Genomic DNA, 16,096 nt, shown 5'->3' with positions numbered 1-16,096 from the left:
AATTTGAATTGGCTTGTTTCAATCCCTTATAGGTAGGCTAAAAACCTACAACGCCGCCTGCTCGTTCAAGAGAAAAACCAGAAGGTTTCAATCCCTTATAGGTAGGCTAAAAACGTATTAGTGATAAGCTCTATTGCGGCGCTCTGGATGGTTTCAATCCCTTATAGGTAGGCTAAAAACAAAGAAAAACAGGCGTACAAAGAGATGCGGGACAAGGGTTTCAATCCCTTATAGGTAGGCTAAAAACTTCATACTTATCTGCTACCGTTGTTTGTCTTACATTGTTTCAATCCCTTATAGGTAGGCTAAAAACTCTTTATGCCGTTTAAAATGCTTCTGCCTAATCTGCGTTTCAATCCCTTATAGGTAGGCTAAAAACAGTTGCCGTTTCCTGTAGTCTGTGCCAATGTAATATGTTTCAATCCCTTATAGGTAGGCTAAAAACCAGTTTTTATTGTCTGGGCTTTAGCCCACAATTCAAGTTTCAATCCCTTATAGGTAGGCTAAAAACGATATTCGCCACGCTTGCTGTCGCCAACCACCTTTAATGTTTCAATCCCTTATAGGTAGGCTAAAAACATGTGGCAAGGTGCACATGCCCTAAGGGGTTGCTCGTTTCAATCCCTTATAGGTAGGCTAAAAACTCAATTGTTGGAACTGGAGATAGGCCCTTTGTACGAGTTTCAATCCCTTATAGGTAGGCTAAAAACCAATAAGGGTACCCAAGAAAGCATTGCTGGAGTGGCTGTTTCAATCCCTTATAGGTAGGCTAAAAACTTCAATGCAGGCCATATTGCTCTTTTGCCTATCCACCGTTTCAATCCCTTATAGGTAGGCTAAAAACTTTTTCTTTTAAATCAGCCATTCCATTAGGTGGTATAAGTTTCAATCCCTTATAGGTAGGCTAAAAACTGCCTGAGGAAAAGAGGGAGCGGTTTAAAGTAACAGAGTTTCAATCCCTTATAGGTAGGCTAAAAACCGATGACAAGCTGGTTAACTGGCTTAAACAAAATGGTAGTTTCAATCCCTTATAGGTAGGCTAAAAACCTGTTATCAGGGCCCGTAGAGACTTTTTCGTACAGGTTTCAATCCCTTATAGGTAGGCTAAAAACTCTTTATTATACCAATATACAACATATTTCTGAATTTGTTTCAATCCCTTATAGGTAGGCTAAAAACTTCAAGCTTTTGAACGGCTTTGAGAAATACTACTTTAGTTTCAATCCCTTATAGGTAGGCTAAAAACTGACGCTTGAGGAAACCGTCAATCCCGGCGACGACTTGTTTCAATCCCTTATAGGTAGGCTAAAAACGCAAAGACAGCCAAAAGGCTGCTGGCGGAGTAGGCAAATGTTTCAATCCCTTATAGGTAGGCTAAAAACACTTCTTTCCAAGCTCCCTCTTTTTTGCACATTTTTGTTTCAATCCCTTATAGGTAGGCTAAAAACTTGCAATACCGGTCAACGGTGGCAAGGACTTTGTTGGTTTCAATCCCTTATAGGTAGGCTAAAAACGCTTAAGTGGCAAGGATAAGCGGTATCCCAAATACGAGTTTCAATCCCTTATAGGTAGGCTAAAAACAGGAATGTTGAAAGAAGAAGATATAAAAGCTAACCGGTTTCAATCCCTTATAGGTAGGCTAAAAACAAAATAGTGGCGGTGTTGCAGCATTGGACGCAAAAGGTTTCAATCCCTTATAGGTAGGCTAAAAACCCGTTAGGTTGCTTCTGCAATAGCATTTGTTATTTTTTGTAAACACAAACCTATTATATTTCGTTTGAAATGATTATAGCACTCTTTGCTAAAAAAATAAAGGTTTCCGGGTAAAAAAGGAATAAAAAATTGTCGTCGATCTCCAAGGGTTTTTGCACTATTGAAGGTCGACGACAATTTTTACGCATAAATTATATAAAAATATCATCGCCGCCTTTTTTTACGCCCATGCTTTCACGTTCTGAGTATTTTGTTGTCCTCAATATATAGAAAATGACCGAGTCTTCCTCTTCATTTATTACTTTTTTAAGCTCCAGCTTCAACTTTTTGAAATTTGCTTCTGATATCTCTCCTTCTAATACTGAATTTTGTACCCAATTCAAATATTTCCTACAAATCTTAAGTACCTTGCTTACTCTTTTTTCCCCTACGTCATAAACCAGTATTAAAAACATCCTGGCCTCCATTCAGCTACTTTACTCAAGGATATCCCGTAAGCGTAAAATAATTCCCCCATTGACAAAAACATAATTTTGTGGGTACAAACTGTACAATCAAGCAAAGAAAAATCACTTAATTTCAGACTTTTTTAATATTTTAACTGACAAAGTTAGCAACTGTAAACTGGCAATTATCAGAATGTCACAATCGAGTAGGAGGTAGGTGATTATTTCACCTACCGTCCTCTCACACCACCGTACGTACCGTCCGGTATACGGCGGTTCGTTAGAATTGATGTACTACTACACATCGTTTCTTCCATCTCCTGACGCCGTCGATACACTATGCGCTTCCACTGTCCCCTGAGATTCCATCTCCTCCTCCAGTGGATAGCCCCCTTTCGAGGTTGTCTGCAGTCTTCGCATATCGTCCGAGTACATTAGACTTCCAAAACCTCCTAACGTTCAGCCCCTCCTTATCTCCTATCTCGGATAAGTACTATGGCCCCTGCTGACTTCTCAAGGCTCAGCCATACATCACTGCATGGGTTGTCATTTCCCACGACATATCCTTGAGACCTCCCCGGGTAAGAACGATAACTTTCATCTCGTATATCTGCCAGATTTACTGTATGGGGTTCAGTAATGTTGGACTTCGTTTTGTTATGCAAACTCGTCCGCCCCAATTCAGCCTCTTATCTGGTTCGTATCCCTCAGACCGAGATTTTGCCTTCCGCTTACTTCAGATTCCACCTCACGATGGACACCCTTGCGGTTCGACTAGTGGTTCCCACTACCAAGCCCACAGCGGACTTTCACCGCCTAGTTATCGCCCATGCCGGGTGCACGTAAAAACAATCCCCACCTTATTTAAGGTAGGGACTTCCTTTCTCTATTGTGTTCTTCAATTGTAATCACAACAGTTGATGTATTCTTCACAACACTTACTATATTCGACACTAGCTGCTAAAAACCTTCAATTCTTCTAAAAGTTTGCTCAACACCTTTACTACATGAAACAGCAGTTTCTCATTAAAACCCTGTCTTACCTCAATTACAGCAGGACCCACTTTTACGGTTAAAAAGTCGCTTAAAGATTAATCTTCAAATGGTTATCCACTTACCAATACATGACAAAAGCCTTGTACTCTTCCTCTCCTATTAAATGTTTTTCCAGTTTATACAATTCCAACCTTATCAGGCGCCTGTAGGATACATTCCGTCCAAGATGTCTGTGATTAAAAGTGGTCTTTAATTTATTTTCCATCTCTTCTACAAATACCTTTTGTGCTTTCTCCTTTAAAATCAATCCTTCCATACCTTTCTCAAAATCATCTTTGGTAATCATATTTTTACCTACAACCGTAAAAATCACTCTATCTACAATTATCGGCTTAAATATTTCAGCTATATCTAAATTGAGGGTAAATCTTCTAAAATTAGTAGTATGCAAAAAACCAATGCGGGGATCGAGGTGAGTTTTATAAATCTCGCTTAATACAATAGTATACAATAACGAATTACCAAAGCTGATTAAAGTATTCAAATAATTTTTAGGGGGTCTTTTTGTACGCTGTTCAAAAGCAAAGTCAGCTTTACCCAGAATTAAATCAAACGCTTTATAATAATGTTCTCTTATATTGCCTTCAATGGCCATAAGTTCATCAATATCCTTGCAGTTCCCGACTCTTTCTTCTAGAGCCTTTATATTTTCCTCTACCGCTCCTAAATCTTTGCCCCTGTTTATATAGTATTTCAGTACTTGCCTCATATTTTTGGATGCACCGCTTACAAACTCCGAGGCTATATTAAACCTCTTCTCAAAATCAAGATAGTGTTCCACCTGCTTCAATATCATATATCCTGAATTCAAATGTTCCCTGGGATAAAATGTCCCTACATAATACCCATAATGATTGAAAAAGTGCATTATTATTTCAGCCTGCGCTAAAAACTCAAGAAACCTCTTGTTTACATCCACCTCACCAAATATATAGATTTCACTTGTGTTCTCAACAGGTATAAATTTCTGCCCTTCTTCATTTTCAAAGTATATGGTATTGTCCTTTCTTTTTAACTCTCCACTTGAAAATATATAAATCGCTTTCTTCAATGTTAATCACCCTCTTTACGCCCAGCAAAATTCTCTATACCCGCAATTTTTACAATAACCTATTTTCTGTGGAGGCGGTGGTACACTCATTGACACTACAAGATTTATCCCTTTGAATATGTGTTCTAATTCCTGTTCTAAATCAGAATCAAGTTCTACAGGCATCCTTCTTCTCTCCTCGGGAAACAACAATAGCCCCTTGGCATCAATGCCATTCTGTTTTAGCTTATACAGATAAAAGGCAAGCTGTAATCTTGCACTTTCCTGTGCTTTAGAGCTCTTTTTTACCTCTCCCACCACTATGTCCCCTTCATCTGACCTTATTATATCAATTACGACATTCTCAAAGCTGATTTTCTTCTTGTCCCGGCTATACGTTTCTTCGTCAAGCAATCGCCCTATCTCTATATACGGATGGTCCTGATCCGGCACTATTTGATGAGCCATAAGCCATGTCTGCCTTTTACATATATTGTAACTCTGTACCAAAGTACCTGTTATGGCTACCATATTGCAGTCACTCCTTTAGTTATAAAACCGGTATTTTTGTCGTAATATTCATTCAATGTATTGTTAGAAACATACAAAAAATCTTTAACTGCCGGTGGAATGTTTTGCATTTTTTGCGGTACCGATACGGTATACTTATAAAAATCTGCTTTAATGCGGCTAAAGTGCAATCTCCTTTCAAACAAGTCTTTTATTTCCTTTATCTGTATATATCTCTGCCAAATTTGCTTTGCTTCTTCATTCAATTCAACAAATACGTCAACCTTGGGGTAATCCTCTTCAATCAGCTTAAAATCCGCTATACATCTAGTACCATCCACACTTTCATACTTCATCTTGTAAACAGCTTCTAAAAGTTCTCTCGACAGGTCATTAGATTTTTTGGCTTGTACTTGAACGTAATATTCTTCAATTATGTTTAAAAAGTCCCTTTCAGCCACAAAATCTCTCCCCTGCAGTATCTTTCTAGTTATATCTAAAAGCACAGAATCGTAAACATAAGAAGCGTATGACCTTCTTTCATCTTTAAGCGAAACCACTATAACTTCTCCTTTTCTCATGCCATTCCGGTTACAGCGGCCCGCTGCCTGGTTTATTGAATCGAGAGGGGCTAAATCTCTATATACTACGTCAAAATCGATATCCACACCTGCCTCCACCACCTGCGTAGTAACTGCAAGCCTTACCTTCCCAGCCTTCATGAGTTTTATGCGTTCAAGCCTTTCATAAGGCACCACGTGAGTCGACAAATACGCTATTTCTTCCCCTGTTTTTTCTTTTAAAAGCTCGTATAAGGTTTTTGCCGAGTTGATTGTATTTAAAATAAACAAATAGCTTTTATCATTTTGCAATTCAATTCTTTCCACAAATTCCTCCAGCGTTAAACTCTCCTCTAACCTTGGTACGATAGTCACCCTATCCATGCTGTTAAAATAAAACTCCCTGTTTACCAAACAGCTTATATCATTCCTGGAAAAAATTAAAGGTTCAGTAGCAGTTACAAATATTACATAAGTATCAAGTTCCTGGATTAACTTTTTAAAAAGTTCTCCGATAAGCAACCAATAACGCGTAGGGATAGACTGCACTTCATCTAGTATGATTATACTGCCGCTTAAACGGTGAAATTTACGCAGGTCATGATTTTTATTTGACAGCAAAGTGTGAAAAAGCTGAACAAAAGTGGTGACCACTATCTCAGAATTCCATCCCTCTATCAATATCTCAGCGTCATCAATTTCGAATTCTTGCTGTTCTTTTCTATAGCGTACCTCTGCTAAATGATGATGTTTTAACAATAAGCTATTATCAACATCAAACCCATTGACAGCTAATACCCTTTCAATTATCTCTGCATTTTGCTCAATGATGCTAAGAAACGGAAGCGAATATATAATGCGTGGGGTATACCCTTTTGTTGACTGAATTTGTCTCCTTAGCTTAAAAGCAAAAGCCAGAGATGTCAAAGTCTTACCCAGACCTGTGGGAAGATTTATTGACATGATTTTGGCATTTAAATCCACCGGAGCAGACAAGACCTCATGATATGCTTGTTGTCTTAAGCTATTTAACCAACTATCCTTTATCTCCATAGTGGTTTTGTACTCATCCACAACATATTCTCCCAAATCAACATTTGGCCGCTCAACATTTTTTCCTATAGTAACCTCACTTTTATCAGCATCTATCAACAGGGAAAACACAAAATTAGTCAGTATATACGGTTCAATATCCCGAGCCTTTTCTAGCTTACGCAGTCCCATCCTCAAACGCCGCAGTTCATCCGGAAAAGAGATAACCCATTCTTTCAATCTTACAACAGTTATATCCACCTTTAATCCCGCTTGACGGAGACTTTTATTGACAACGGCCAATTTCAAATCATCTATGCTCTCCACCTGTCTTAACAAAACGCTTTTTTCTCTTTCGCTCAATATTGCCTCATTCATCACATCCATAAAGTTACCATGGTGGCGACGAACAGCCAAAAAAGCGATGAAGGGCAAAAAGATGCCTTCATCGCTTTTAAATGTATCACCTTGAAACTCTGCTTTAGCAGCAAAATATGCTGCTATCGCAGATAACAATCCATGATGGGTTTCTTCTTTCCCCTTAAGCTTATTTTTAATACTCCCTGAAGCAAATAAATACTCCTGGAAATACAAAGTTGCTTTGCCAATATCGTGGCATAGGGCACAAACTTTAACTAACCTCAATAATATGTCTTTGCTATAATGTTTAAAAATATGGTCGGGTGCACTATATAAATTTTGTACAGCTATATCTGCTACATTTATCAGGTGCTCTTCCAAAACCTTGTCCTCATGAGAATAAAGCTCAGAAGAATACAATGCGTTCTCCATTTTCAACCTCCCAGTATACCTTTGTCTGTGCACAAATCGATTTGCCCTGGGCTTCAAACAATACGTCTTCATAACGCTCTACTATGCGGTCCTGCTTCATATCAACAGCCATTTTTTCTTTAAAATACCTCTTACCTTCTTCAAAACGTATTCCATACTCTCTCACTACATTCATTGGTATTACAGAGACAATTTCACACTCTCCCATGTGATGTTCCTCTGCTTCCCATACCCCCACGTATTTAAAATCGGCCAAAAGCTCGCTTAAACCCATGGAAAGGGTATAAACCGTCTTGTGCATCATAACATATTCTGATAATTTATCAAAAATGCTTCTATCATTGTGATATACGTATATTCTATAAGCCGGGTTTTTCAAAAACTCGGTCCTAATCTGAGTGCGAGCTTCATGGTTCTTCTTTTTAACGGGAATCCAGTAGTTGCCCTTGGTGTTAATATGATTCATTCCCATTCTAATCTTTTTTACCGGCAAGAGAATCCTTATAGCAATTTTACAGTTGTTAGATGAAAATACATTTAAATATTCGCTTTTATCCGCCCCTATTATTGCACCTAACATTCCCTTTACGGTAGGTGGGGGAGGGAAAGAAAAGGTAAGAGGCGATGAAGTAGTATAAAATTTCTTAAAATGTCCAAAATCGCCAAATACGTCAAATACCAACACTTTCATATCCCATACCCCTTAAAACGGAAGTTCGCTTAAATTAAAACCGGCCAAAGCCTCCTTTATTGATACCTCTACCTCATCTGACACCAAAATCACACGCTCATCCACCTTATAATTGATCTTTTCAATGGCATCCTTGTGAGCCTTTAGAGCATTTACCAGCTCAGTGATATCCAGCTTTCCATCTTTTATGTCTCGGATCTCCTCATCGTTTTTGTCGCTCACAAATTTTATCCTCTTATCCAATTCCCCTAAATGGAAATTCTTTTCCTTATATACAACTTGTAGCAGCAATCTTGGCATCTGCCCAGCTTTTGAAGTAGATATAAGGTTCTTGGTCCCATTCCACAGCCCCTCTAACAAATACATGATATCCTGCTCTGTCAGGTCAATCCCCTGGGTTGCTGCCGCATTTTCATTCACAATGCCGTAGAATGCTATCAAGGAATAAGGGAGTATATACTTCTCTGTAAATGTCCCCTGCTTTTTGTCCTGCTGCGAAGGCATTACAGTAGTACCCTTTACATACATCATATTGACTCTGTGCAATGACCTGCCGAACTTGAACTGTACAGGCCCTGTCAACGTTAAGGTCTTATCCCTAACCGCAATGGTAGCTCCGAAAAGCCTTACATCAATGCATTTTTTCACAATATCAGCATTATCTTTAAAATCAGCTATTCTTTCCTCTTTAGTTTTTAAATTGCCGTCCGAATCTCGTATTTCAAGTATGAATACATCCAAACCCTTAAAGTCATGCAGGTAATCCCTCACAGTCCTCTTTAGCCTCACATCTGTCACTATATTGACCCCTGTCTCCTCATCGATCCTGGGCTTGTTTTCATCCACCGGATCACCGTTGGGATTGGCATCCGTCACATCATAAAGGAAAAGTATTTCAGACCTGTTTTTTATCCGAGTCTCCGCATGTAAAAAACTAACAATTTAATTACATTTATTACCAAAAGGATTTTTGAATTTTTTGTCGAATATATATCCCCTGTAGAAAGATGCAGGGGTGATTGTGAATGGATATAAATGATGTTAAGAACATTGTGGCATACAATGCCTCTAGCATACCAGTATTGTTTGAGATGTGCCGTATTGCAAAAATAGCAGAGACTGTCAATGATATGGTAGAATGGAAAGTCGATAATTCCAAGGTTTCGCCAGGATTCTTAATAGAAGTATTGGTAGTAACTATAATGCATAGGAGACAGCCTCTATGGAAAATTGAAGAGTATTGGAGGAAACAAAAGCTTGGATTCATGTTAGAGGATAGCGGTATTACAGTAGAACAATTAAACGATGATGCATTTGCTCGTGCTTTAGACAAACTGCATACAGTAAACATGAAAGAGCTTGTCAGCCGTATATGTCTTAACATGTTAAAGGCCCATAATTTGACTATAGAGAGCCTACATTTGGATACAACATCTATTTCTGTAGAAGGGTTGTATGAAGGGGATGAGAATAACGACTTTATAATCTGCTATGGTTACAGCAAAGATAATAGGCCTGACCTTAAGCAATTCAAGATAGGGGCAGCAGTACAGCAGAGTGGACTTCCTGTAATGGGTCAGCTTTTATCTGGCAACAAATCAGATCGTGAATGGAACCCAGAGGCAATAAAGGAGATGAAGGTATTTTTTGAGGGGCAACAATATAGAGATATTATATTTGTAGGGGATTCAGCGACTGTATCTTCATATGAATCATTAAGGCAGCTGGAGGGAATAAAGTTTATATCACGTTTACCTGAGAATTTTTCGTGTGTTTCGGAGTGGAAAGAGAAGGCATGGCAGGGGGTAAATTGGGAAGAAGTAGGGGTATTAAGTGAGTCTTCACGTAAAGATGCAGCAGAATACAGGATTTATGAATTTGTGGAGGCTATAGATGGGAAACCATATCGATTTGTATTAGTACATACAAATTCGTTGAGGGAGCAGAAGATAAAGACATTGCAGAGGCGGTGGGAGAAAGAGAAGAGGGAACTTGAGAAGGAGGCTAAGAGTATAGGGAAGAGGGCATTTGCATGTATTGAAGATGCAATGCGGGAGAGTGTGGCTTTTATGGAGAAAGTTAAGTCAATGCATTACAATGTAGAGGCTTATATAGAAGAGAAGGTTAGCCGTAAATATAGTAGAAAAGGGAGGCCTGGCACGGAAGATAGGTATGAGGAGACGGTGAGTTATTATGTAAAACATACTATAGGTGAGAGGGACGACATGGCATGTGAGAAAGACTTATTTATGGAATCGACATTTGTTCTCATTACTTCAGTTATGGATAGAGAGAAATATCCTGGATGGAGGATACTGGCGGAATATAAAGGGCAAAGTTCAATAGAGCAGGCATTTAAGTTTTTAAAAAGTCCAGTGTATTTAGGGCCAGTATATTTAAAGAAACCTGAGCGAGTAGAAGCGCTGGGGTATGTCTTTATACTTGTTTTGCTGATAGCGAGTTATTTAGAGTACAGAGTAAGGAAGGCATTGAGGGAGAGGGGAGAGTTTTATATTCAGCCTAATGGTCAAAAATCGACTCGGCCCTCGGTTAGGACTATACTTGAAGTATTGGAGACAGTGTTGGTTATATATTTCAATGGTGATCTATATTTGCCAAATGATACTTCACCAAAGATATTGAAGATGCTAGAATGGTTGGGTTTTAGTCCTGACATTTACACGAAAAAGATAAATTCCATTTTTTAACATGCGAAATGTGAGTTTTATAGTAGACATCTTACATACCTCCTCATTCATATGGTTTTATTCTTGAATTTGAATTTCTTCAGGCTTTTCATCAGGATAAATTATTCTAGCCACTTCATCCACCATGTTCATACCCGCTGCAAAATAGAAGTTGAGCTCATCGACCGGCATTTGCCACTTGTCTTGAGCTAACAATAAATAATTAGCTGCTTCCCTTGCTAAAATCCTTTTTCCTTTATCAAAAGCATTGTATTCTTCCAGCTTGTTTTGTATTTTAGGCAGGAGTCCCTTAAAGTCACTCTCATTCATCTTCAAGCTCTTTAAGTTTTTCATAAACGGCTTTGCACCTCTTTCTTTGTACTGCTTCCGCAGCAGCAGCTCAGTAAGGGCTCCCATGAGAAACAAGCCCCTTTTAAGAGGTGTCTCAAATGCCGGTCCATATTTTGCAAATAGCCCGTCAAAAACCCTTTCTTCCATAACCTCCTCCTCCATTTCTATTAATCCTAACGTCTGCAAGAAGTATATTGTCATCAAGCCATCTTTAACGGCCTGATAAAAATAACCGTCATTTATAAACTCATGCCTTACTTTTTTCATGATGAACTTCAGCAAGAAATGATAGCTAACTGGCCTGCCCTTAAACACCCTGTCCACTATGTCAAGGAAATATCCATCTAGGTCATACTCTCTCTTATTGGGATCGGATTTGGCAAAGAAACTTCTTATGGAGCCAAATGTAAAAGTGTTTGAAAAAACTGCATCGGTTTTGTATTTTGCATCGAATATTCTTCGGATGCGAGATGGGAATACGTCTTCTATCAATAAAAGGATCCTTTCAGCAGCATTCGTTTTATTAATAAAGAGGAAGTTAAGAGCTATAACATCTTTAATGTCTTTCAAATAGTATAAAATATCGTCTTCGTCGGTTGTAATCCTGTCTATAGCTTCCTGCTTAAGCGAAACCAATTTAGAGGTATTAGCAAATATATCAAGAACTTCTTCAGGAATCATTTCAGCCCCCATGATAAATTTAGGGATGAGATTGTATTTTATTCCACAAAACTTAAAAGTCAAATGATTTTCGATATACTTTTTACCTTCGTCCAGCGCAAACTTACACTCCCTGCACACAGGGAAATTCTTCCACGCGTCTTTTTCTTTAAAACCGCTAGTTATATAGCCGATTTTATCTAGAGTGTAAAATGCATATGTATCAAGGTTCCCTATCACCAAATCCTTTTTCTCACCGCATATAGAACAAACTTTGTTTTTGGCTGCACACCTTTGATTCTTCTCATCAACCTGATATAAAAGCAGTTGCTTAAAAACGGGGAAATCACCTACATACTTTTCTTCGGACTTTTGCCTAAACTTAAGCGTTACCACTATACCTATTTTATTTGGGGTCTCTTCCCTTATTCGAATGATTTCGTTTTTTAGATAATCGGCGTTTTTACTCAACGCTTCTTTGATTTGATTCAAAAACTCCCTTTCCTCTTTTGATATGGGTAAATCTCTTTCTTCAAGAATATCAAACCAGCCTATTATCTTGTTATCAAACGTCACGCCAGGCTTACCACTTACCCTCGCTGTAGGTGTAAAATCTGCCCCATTGGCAGCACCGCTTTTATATAGGTACCTCATAACCTTTGATTTGTCATACTCTTCAGGCCCTACTTCTTTGAAATCCCATGCTCCATCTGATTTTTGCTCCAAAACAATGGCTATCACTTTTTTATAACTGCCATTTGAATCAGGGTCTTCTACCAGCACTTCTAAAGGATCCAGTTTTTCTTGCTTGATCCTAAGCTGCCCTATCTCCTTGACAGCTACCAGCACAACTTACTCCCCCCTTTTTGTTTGATTGTACGCCCTTAAAGTCTAAGAGCTTTACTTATGTATGTTTCAAAGTTTAGCTTTTCAGTTTCACCTCTCAATGTCCTATAACATTTCCATCTAAATTTCCAGGTCTCTCTGTATGCTTCACAATTACTTTTCGAGAGCGTTCTTGACAAAATAGGCAAATCACCTATAAATAGTTTTTACCTATAAACAACAACAATTTAAATTTTAGCTGCTAAATAATCCCCCTTCCCTGACCCCTTACTCTTATTATACCACCTAATCAGACACTATTTTTGTCCTATAAAATTTTTGGCATAAACTTTGTTAAATTTGCACAAAAATTTTTATTTTCTCAACCCCTTTATAACATCAAAACACCCAAAACCCTGGGAATTCTTGCTGCCCAATCCTGCCTCATACGCCACTTTGATGAGCCTTCTATCACCCCTTAGCCTGTATATGCCATTCCACCCTTTTATCACGGTATCCTTGTACTGCAGTACCTTGCAGTATCGGTCATCTTTGGGACCTAGAGGCTCTATCCTTATATCGCTGTCCTCCAGCTTTTGGCCGTATATAAGCTGATACTTCCGCTCAAGGTTTATCCTGATAAGTTCAGAAAACCACTCATCCCATGGCGAAAAATAGACGGTTCGCGAGCCGCTGCCTTTTTTAACGGTGCTGTAAGCCACAACCGGCGACAGCATCTTTATAGTTACCTCTTCATCAAAGTCCACATCTTCATAACCATTGTACACCGCTACGCTGCTCAGCATCAGCCTTTGCCCGTACAAAGTGAGATTATCGTTTCTCAGCATGCCCTCTGCCAGCTCGCGCAAGAACCTCTCAACCGGCGAAGCCACGATAAGATTTACGGGAGGTGTAAACTCTATTTTGCTGCCTTTCATCTTAAAACGACCTATGAGTCGCGAAAAAGTAAACAGCTTAAACTGCCTGCCGTCTATTATAAAACCCTGGTCATGGAGGAAATCCGAAAGCTCGCGTGAAATATTACCGTAAATCATAGCCTGTACAAGGTAGTTGTACTGAACGGGTATAATTACTTTTTGATCAGCATCAAAGGTAAGTTTTATCCTCACTTCTCTCTGCCCCTTCGCTTATATCTTAATCTTGTCCACAAAAGCTATATGTCATTATCGTAGTGTGAAAGGTATATCTTTTGTCAAACTATATATTAATTGAATTTTTAAACTTTACATGATGCACACAAAATATATCAACAGGAATCAGGTTTATTAAATTATTTCTCCATGCCTTTTTAAAATCCTTCTTTGTATGCAAAAAATCCCAATTATAAGTTGGTAATCACAATAAAAAAGGCTGTAGCAACTAAAATTTCTCACGCTACAGCCGTTACTCTGCCTTATGACCATTATTAAACACCATGCTAACTTCTCTTGTAAAAATTGGTATTAATTGACACTCTTGTCAAAATGATAAAAGTACTTTTTTATTCCAATCTGATAGCTCCGGTCGGGCACTGTTCCTGAGCATCCTTTGCGCACCCTTCAGCATCATCGGGGATATCTCCCTCTATGGCCACTGCAAATCCGTCGTTCCCCATGCTGAAGACATCGGGGCACACGTCTGTACACAGTCCGCACCCTATGCATGCGTCTTTATCCACAAATGCTTTCATATACTCCTCTCCCTTCAATATAATTTATTGACATATTTTCTTGTTCCAACTCGCCTCTCGCCCGTTTAAAAATATTGTCGAACAATGTTTTTTCTCAACAATGATAACTTTTTGTCAAGATAATCCAATCCCCCATCAAGCAAAATTTCTCCTATCACTTGCCATAAAACCTTGGACTGGGCGCTTTCACCACAAAGAATTCCAATACCTCATCATGCTGGTTGTACACATTCATCTTAGTGTTATAAGGAATATTCAATATGGTTCCGGCAGGATAAACATGTGGTTCTTGAGCATCCAGCTGCACCGTGATGTTCCCCCTTACCACAATCATATACACATTTGAATTGGAATAGTGTTGTGGCAGGGCATCACCCTTTTTAAGTATCATATGGTTTATATTCACATTCTCATCGTCCACTATCTTTTCTATAACCTTATCATCCACCTGTTGAAACACAAATTTTTTCTCTATCATAAAATCACTTCCTTCCTTATATGTCACTTACCCAATATTATATGCTACCTACCCAGACGTAGCAGTTTATCGATATACGATAGCGTTTTTAGGACACCTATCAGCGCATATACCACACAAAAGACATTCTTTTTTATTTATGCCGTATGTTTTTTTGTGTAAATTCTTGTCCCCTATTGAAAAATTCTTGGTTTCATCGCCACCCCCCGAGGATAAAGGTGATGTTTCCCTAACAGCATCGGCCGGACATACCCTGCTGCATATACCACAGGATATGCAAGCCTGCTCAATGACCTGATAGCCTCTTCTTGACAACTTACCCATCATGCTCAAAATGGTGCCATACGGACATAAATATCTGTGCCACAATTTTTCAGTGAAAAATAAGGTGAGGAGCACTCCCACAGTCAGCAATCCCGGCAAAACAGGAAGCTTTTTTCCGCTTACCATCACAAATGTAAACAAGAGAAAAAAAGTAAAAAGAACCAAATAGCGGTAAACCGGCTTTCTCAGGGATTCAGGCACAGCTAAATCCTTAATATGAAACCTCTGCTTAATCCGCGTCACAATGTTCATAACAGTGTTTATTGGGCACAGCCATCCGCAGTAAAACCTTCCTAAAAATGGCGTCAAAATCACACTCAAAATAAATATGCCCATCCATAGATGAATCCTTCCCAAATCAACGAGCATAAAAAATAAGACCACAAACACCCATTGAGAAAAGACCTGCACAGCCTTTGCCATCTTATCCACCCCTCATTCCATTTTACATATCCATTGTATGACATATGGATGCAAAATTCGGTATCTGATGTTACCGTTTTCAAGGGGTGGAAAAAACATGGGGGCCTATTCCCATCAGGCTCCCTTAAAACCATTCCAGCACACTATGGCATCAAGGCTCTTGCGCTGCAACCCATGCCTATCCGGATTCCCTTTATCGGCAGGATAGCCTATCGGCAAAAGAACCACCGGCTCAATGTGGGCAGGAAGATTTAAAACCTCGCGACACTTCGCAGCATTAAATGCACAAATCCAGCATGTGCCCAACCCCAGTTCGGCTGCCGCCAGCGTCATGTGGTCCACCGCGATGGCCACGTCGATATCGCAATGGTCCTTGCCGTCGCTCCTCTTCCATGACCTGCTGTGGTCACCACAGGCCACAACAATTACCGGCGCTTCCTTAAGCCATTTCCCCCCATAAGTCGCGGCCACCTTTTCCTTAAGCTCCTCGTCTGTGACCACGACAAAGTAGAAAGGCTGCAGGTTACAAGCTGAAGGGGCTACCCTGCCTGCTTCAAGTATCTTTTCCAGCTTCTCCTTTTCCACCGGCACGTTTTTGTAGCTGCGGCATGAATACCTGCTTTTTGCAAGCTGCAAAAAATCCATAAGATACACCCCCTGTATTTTATGTAAACTTAATTTTTATTATACTACCACGTACACCACTTAGACATTCTTTAAAACACTGCTTACATAAACATCCGTTTTTAAGACGCCCTTATTCGATTACCAAAACATCTTTTTTTCAATTACTGTTTAAATAATACCCGCTAACTTTCTCCTTAAACA

Annotated in this window: 15 protein-coding genes and 1 CRISPR repeat array (1 of these 16 running past the window's edge); of the genes, 1 reads left to right on the top strand and 14 read right to left on the bottom strand. The window is 39.2% G+C overall.

The annotated features are described in order from the left end of the window. Positions 1-1,713: a CRISPR direct-repeat array (repeat unit 30 nt; unit sequence GTTTCAATCCCTTATAGGTAGGCTAAAAAC); it reaches 12,045 nt to the left of the window's first position. Between the two features lie 191 nt (positions 1,714-1,904). The 8 genes from cas2 to cas7b form a co-directional block, all read right to left on the bottom strand. Then, complete coding sequence (gene cas2 / locus JOD02_RS08360; protein WP_204488684.1) at positions 1,905-2,168, bottom strand: CRISPR-associated endonuclease Cas2; 264 nt, start codon at positions 2,166-2,168, stop codon at positions 1,905-1,907. A gap of 288 nt (positions 2,169-2,456) precedes the next feature. Further along, complete coding sequence (locus tag JOD02_RS08355) at positions 2,457-2,594, bottom strand: hypothetical protein (RefSeq protein WP_204488682.1); 138 nt, start codon at positions 2,592-2,594, stop codon at positions 2,457-2,459. A gap of 35 nt (positions 2,595-2,629) precedes the next feature. Further along, positions 2,630-2,824: a hypothetical protein gene (locus JOD02_RS08350; protein ID WP_204488680.1), complete on the bottom strand. Its 195-nt coding sequence runs from the start codon at positions 2,822-2,824 to the stop codon at positions 2,630-2,632. Between the two features lie 449 nt (positions 2,825-3,273). Next, a complete protein-coding gene (gene cas1b, locus JOD02_RS08345; protein ID WP_204488679.1) occupies positions 3,274-4,266 on the bottom strand; it encodes a type I-B CRISPR-associated endonuclease Cas1b in 993 nt (330 codons plus the stop codon). 15 nt (positions 4,267-4,281) lie between these two features. Further along, a complete protein-coding gene (gene cas4, locus JOD02_RS08340) occupies positions 4,282-4,776 on the bottom strand; it encodes a CRISPR-associated protein Cas4 (RefSeq protein ID WP_204488677.1) in 495 nt (164 codons plus the stop codon). Further along, a complete protein-coding gene (gene cas3 / locus JOD02_RS08335; RefSeq protein ID WP_204488675.1) occupies positions 4,770-7,139 on the bottom strand; it encodes a CRISPR-associated helicase Cas3' in 2,370 nt (789 codons plus the stop codon). Before cas3 ends, cas4 begins: the two co-directional genes overlap by 7 nt. After that, on the bottom strand, positions 7,114-7,830 hold the full coding sequence (cas5b, locus tag JOD02_RS08330; RefSeq protein WP_204488673.1) for a type I-B CRISPR-associated protein Cas5b: 717 nt from the start codon (positions 7,828-7,830) through the stop codon (positions 7,114-7,116). Before cas5b ends, cas3 begins: the two co-directional genes overlap by 26 nt. Positions 7,831-7,842: 12 nt before the next feature. Next, complete coding sequence (cas7b, locus tag JOD02_RS08325; RefSeq protein ID WP_204488943.1) at positions 7,843-8,742, bottom strand: type I-B CRISPR-associated protein Cas7/Csh2; 900 nt, start codon at positions 8,740-8,742, stop codon at positions 7,843-7,845. 113 nt (positions 8,743-8,855) lie between these two features. Here cas7b and JOD02_RS08320 point away from each other — a divergent pair, with 113 nt between their 5' ends. Continuing rightward, complete coding sequence (locus tag JOD02_RS08320; RefSeq protein ID WP_204488671.1) at positions 8,856-10,538, top strand: IS1634 family transposase; 1,683 nt, start codon at positions 8,856-8,858, stop codon at positions 10,536-10,538. A 57-nt stretch (positions 10,539-10,595) separates the two neighbouring features. On the opposite strand, the gene JOD02_RS08315 is transcribed toward JOD02_RS08320, so the two are convergent. The 6 genes from JOD02_RS08315 to JOD02_RS08290 all read right to left on the bottom strand — a co-directional run bounded on the left by JOD02_RS08315 (position 10,596) and on the right by JOD02_RS08290 (position 15,913). Beyond that, positions 10,596-12,377, bottom strand: coding sequence for a TIGR02556 family CRISPR-associated protein (locus tag JOD02_RS08315; protein WP_204488669.1), 1,782 nt, complete (start codon positions 12,375-12,377; stop codon positions 10,596-10,598). Positions 12,378-12,727: 350 nt separating this feature from the next. Continuing rightward, positions 12,728-13,483: a CRISPR-associated endoribonuclease Cas6 gene (gene cas6 / locus JOD02_RS08310; protein WP_204488667.1), complete on the bottom strand. Its 756-nt coding sequence runs from the start codon at positions 13,481-13,483 to the stop codon at positions 12,728-12,730. 371 nt (positions 13,484-13,854) lie between these two features. After that, positions 13,855-14,043 (bottom strand): ferredoxin, encoded by a 189-nt coding sequence (locus JOD02_RS08305; protein WP_204488665.1) that lies wholly within the window; start codon positions 14,041-14,043, stop codon positions 13,855-13,857. A 154-nt stretch (positions 14,044-14,197) separates the two neighbouring features. Further along, positions 14,198-14,521, bottom strand: a complete 324-nt coding sequence (locus JOD02_RS08300; protein WP_204488663.1) for a cupin domain-containing protein — start codon at positions 14,519-14,521, stop codon at positions 14,198-14,200. 66 nt (positions 14,522-14,587) lie between these two features. Next, positions 14,588-15,268: a 4Fe-4S binding protein gene (locus tag JOD02_RS08295; protein WP_204488662.1), complete on the bottom strand. Its 681-nt coding sequence runs from the start codon at positions 15,266-15,268 to the stop codon at positions 14,588-14,590. A gap of 114 nt (positions 15,269-15,382) precedes the next feature. Beyond that, on the bottom strand, positions 15,383-15,913 hold the full coding sequence (locus tag JOD02_RS08290; RefSeq protein WP_204488660.1) for a nitroreductase family protein: 531 nt from the start codon (positions 15,911-15,913) through the stop codon (positions 15,383-15,385). Positions 15,914-16,096 lie beyond the last annotated feature (183 nt).

The sequence above is a fragment of the Caldicoprobacter guelmensis genome, from assembly GCF_016908415.1.
GTDB lineage: Bacteria > Bacillota > Clostridia > Caldicoprobacterales > Caldicoprobacteraceae > Caldicoprobacter > Caldicoprobacter guelmensis.
This window is presented reverse-complemented; position numbering and strand designations above follow the sequence as displayed.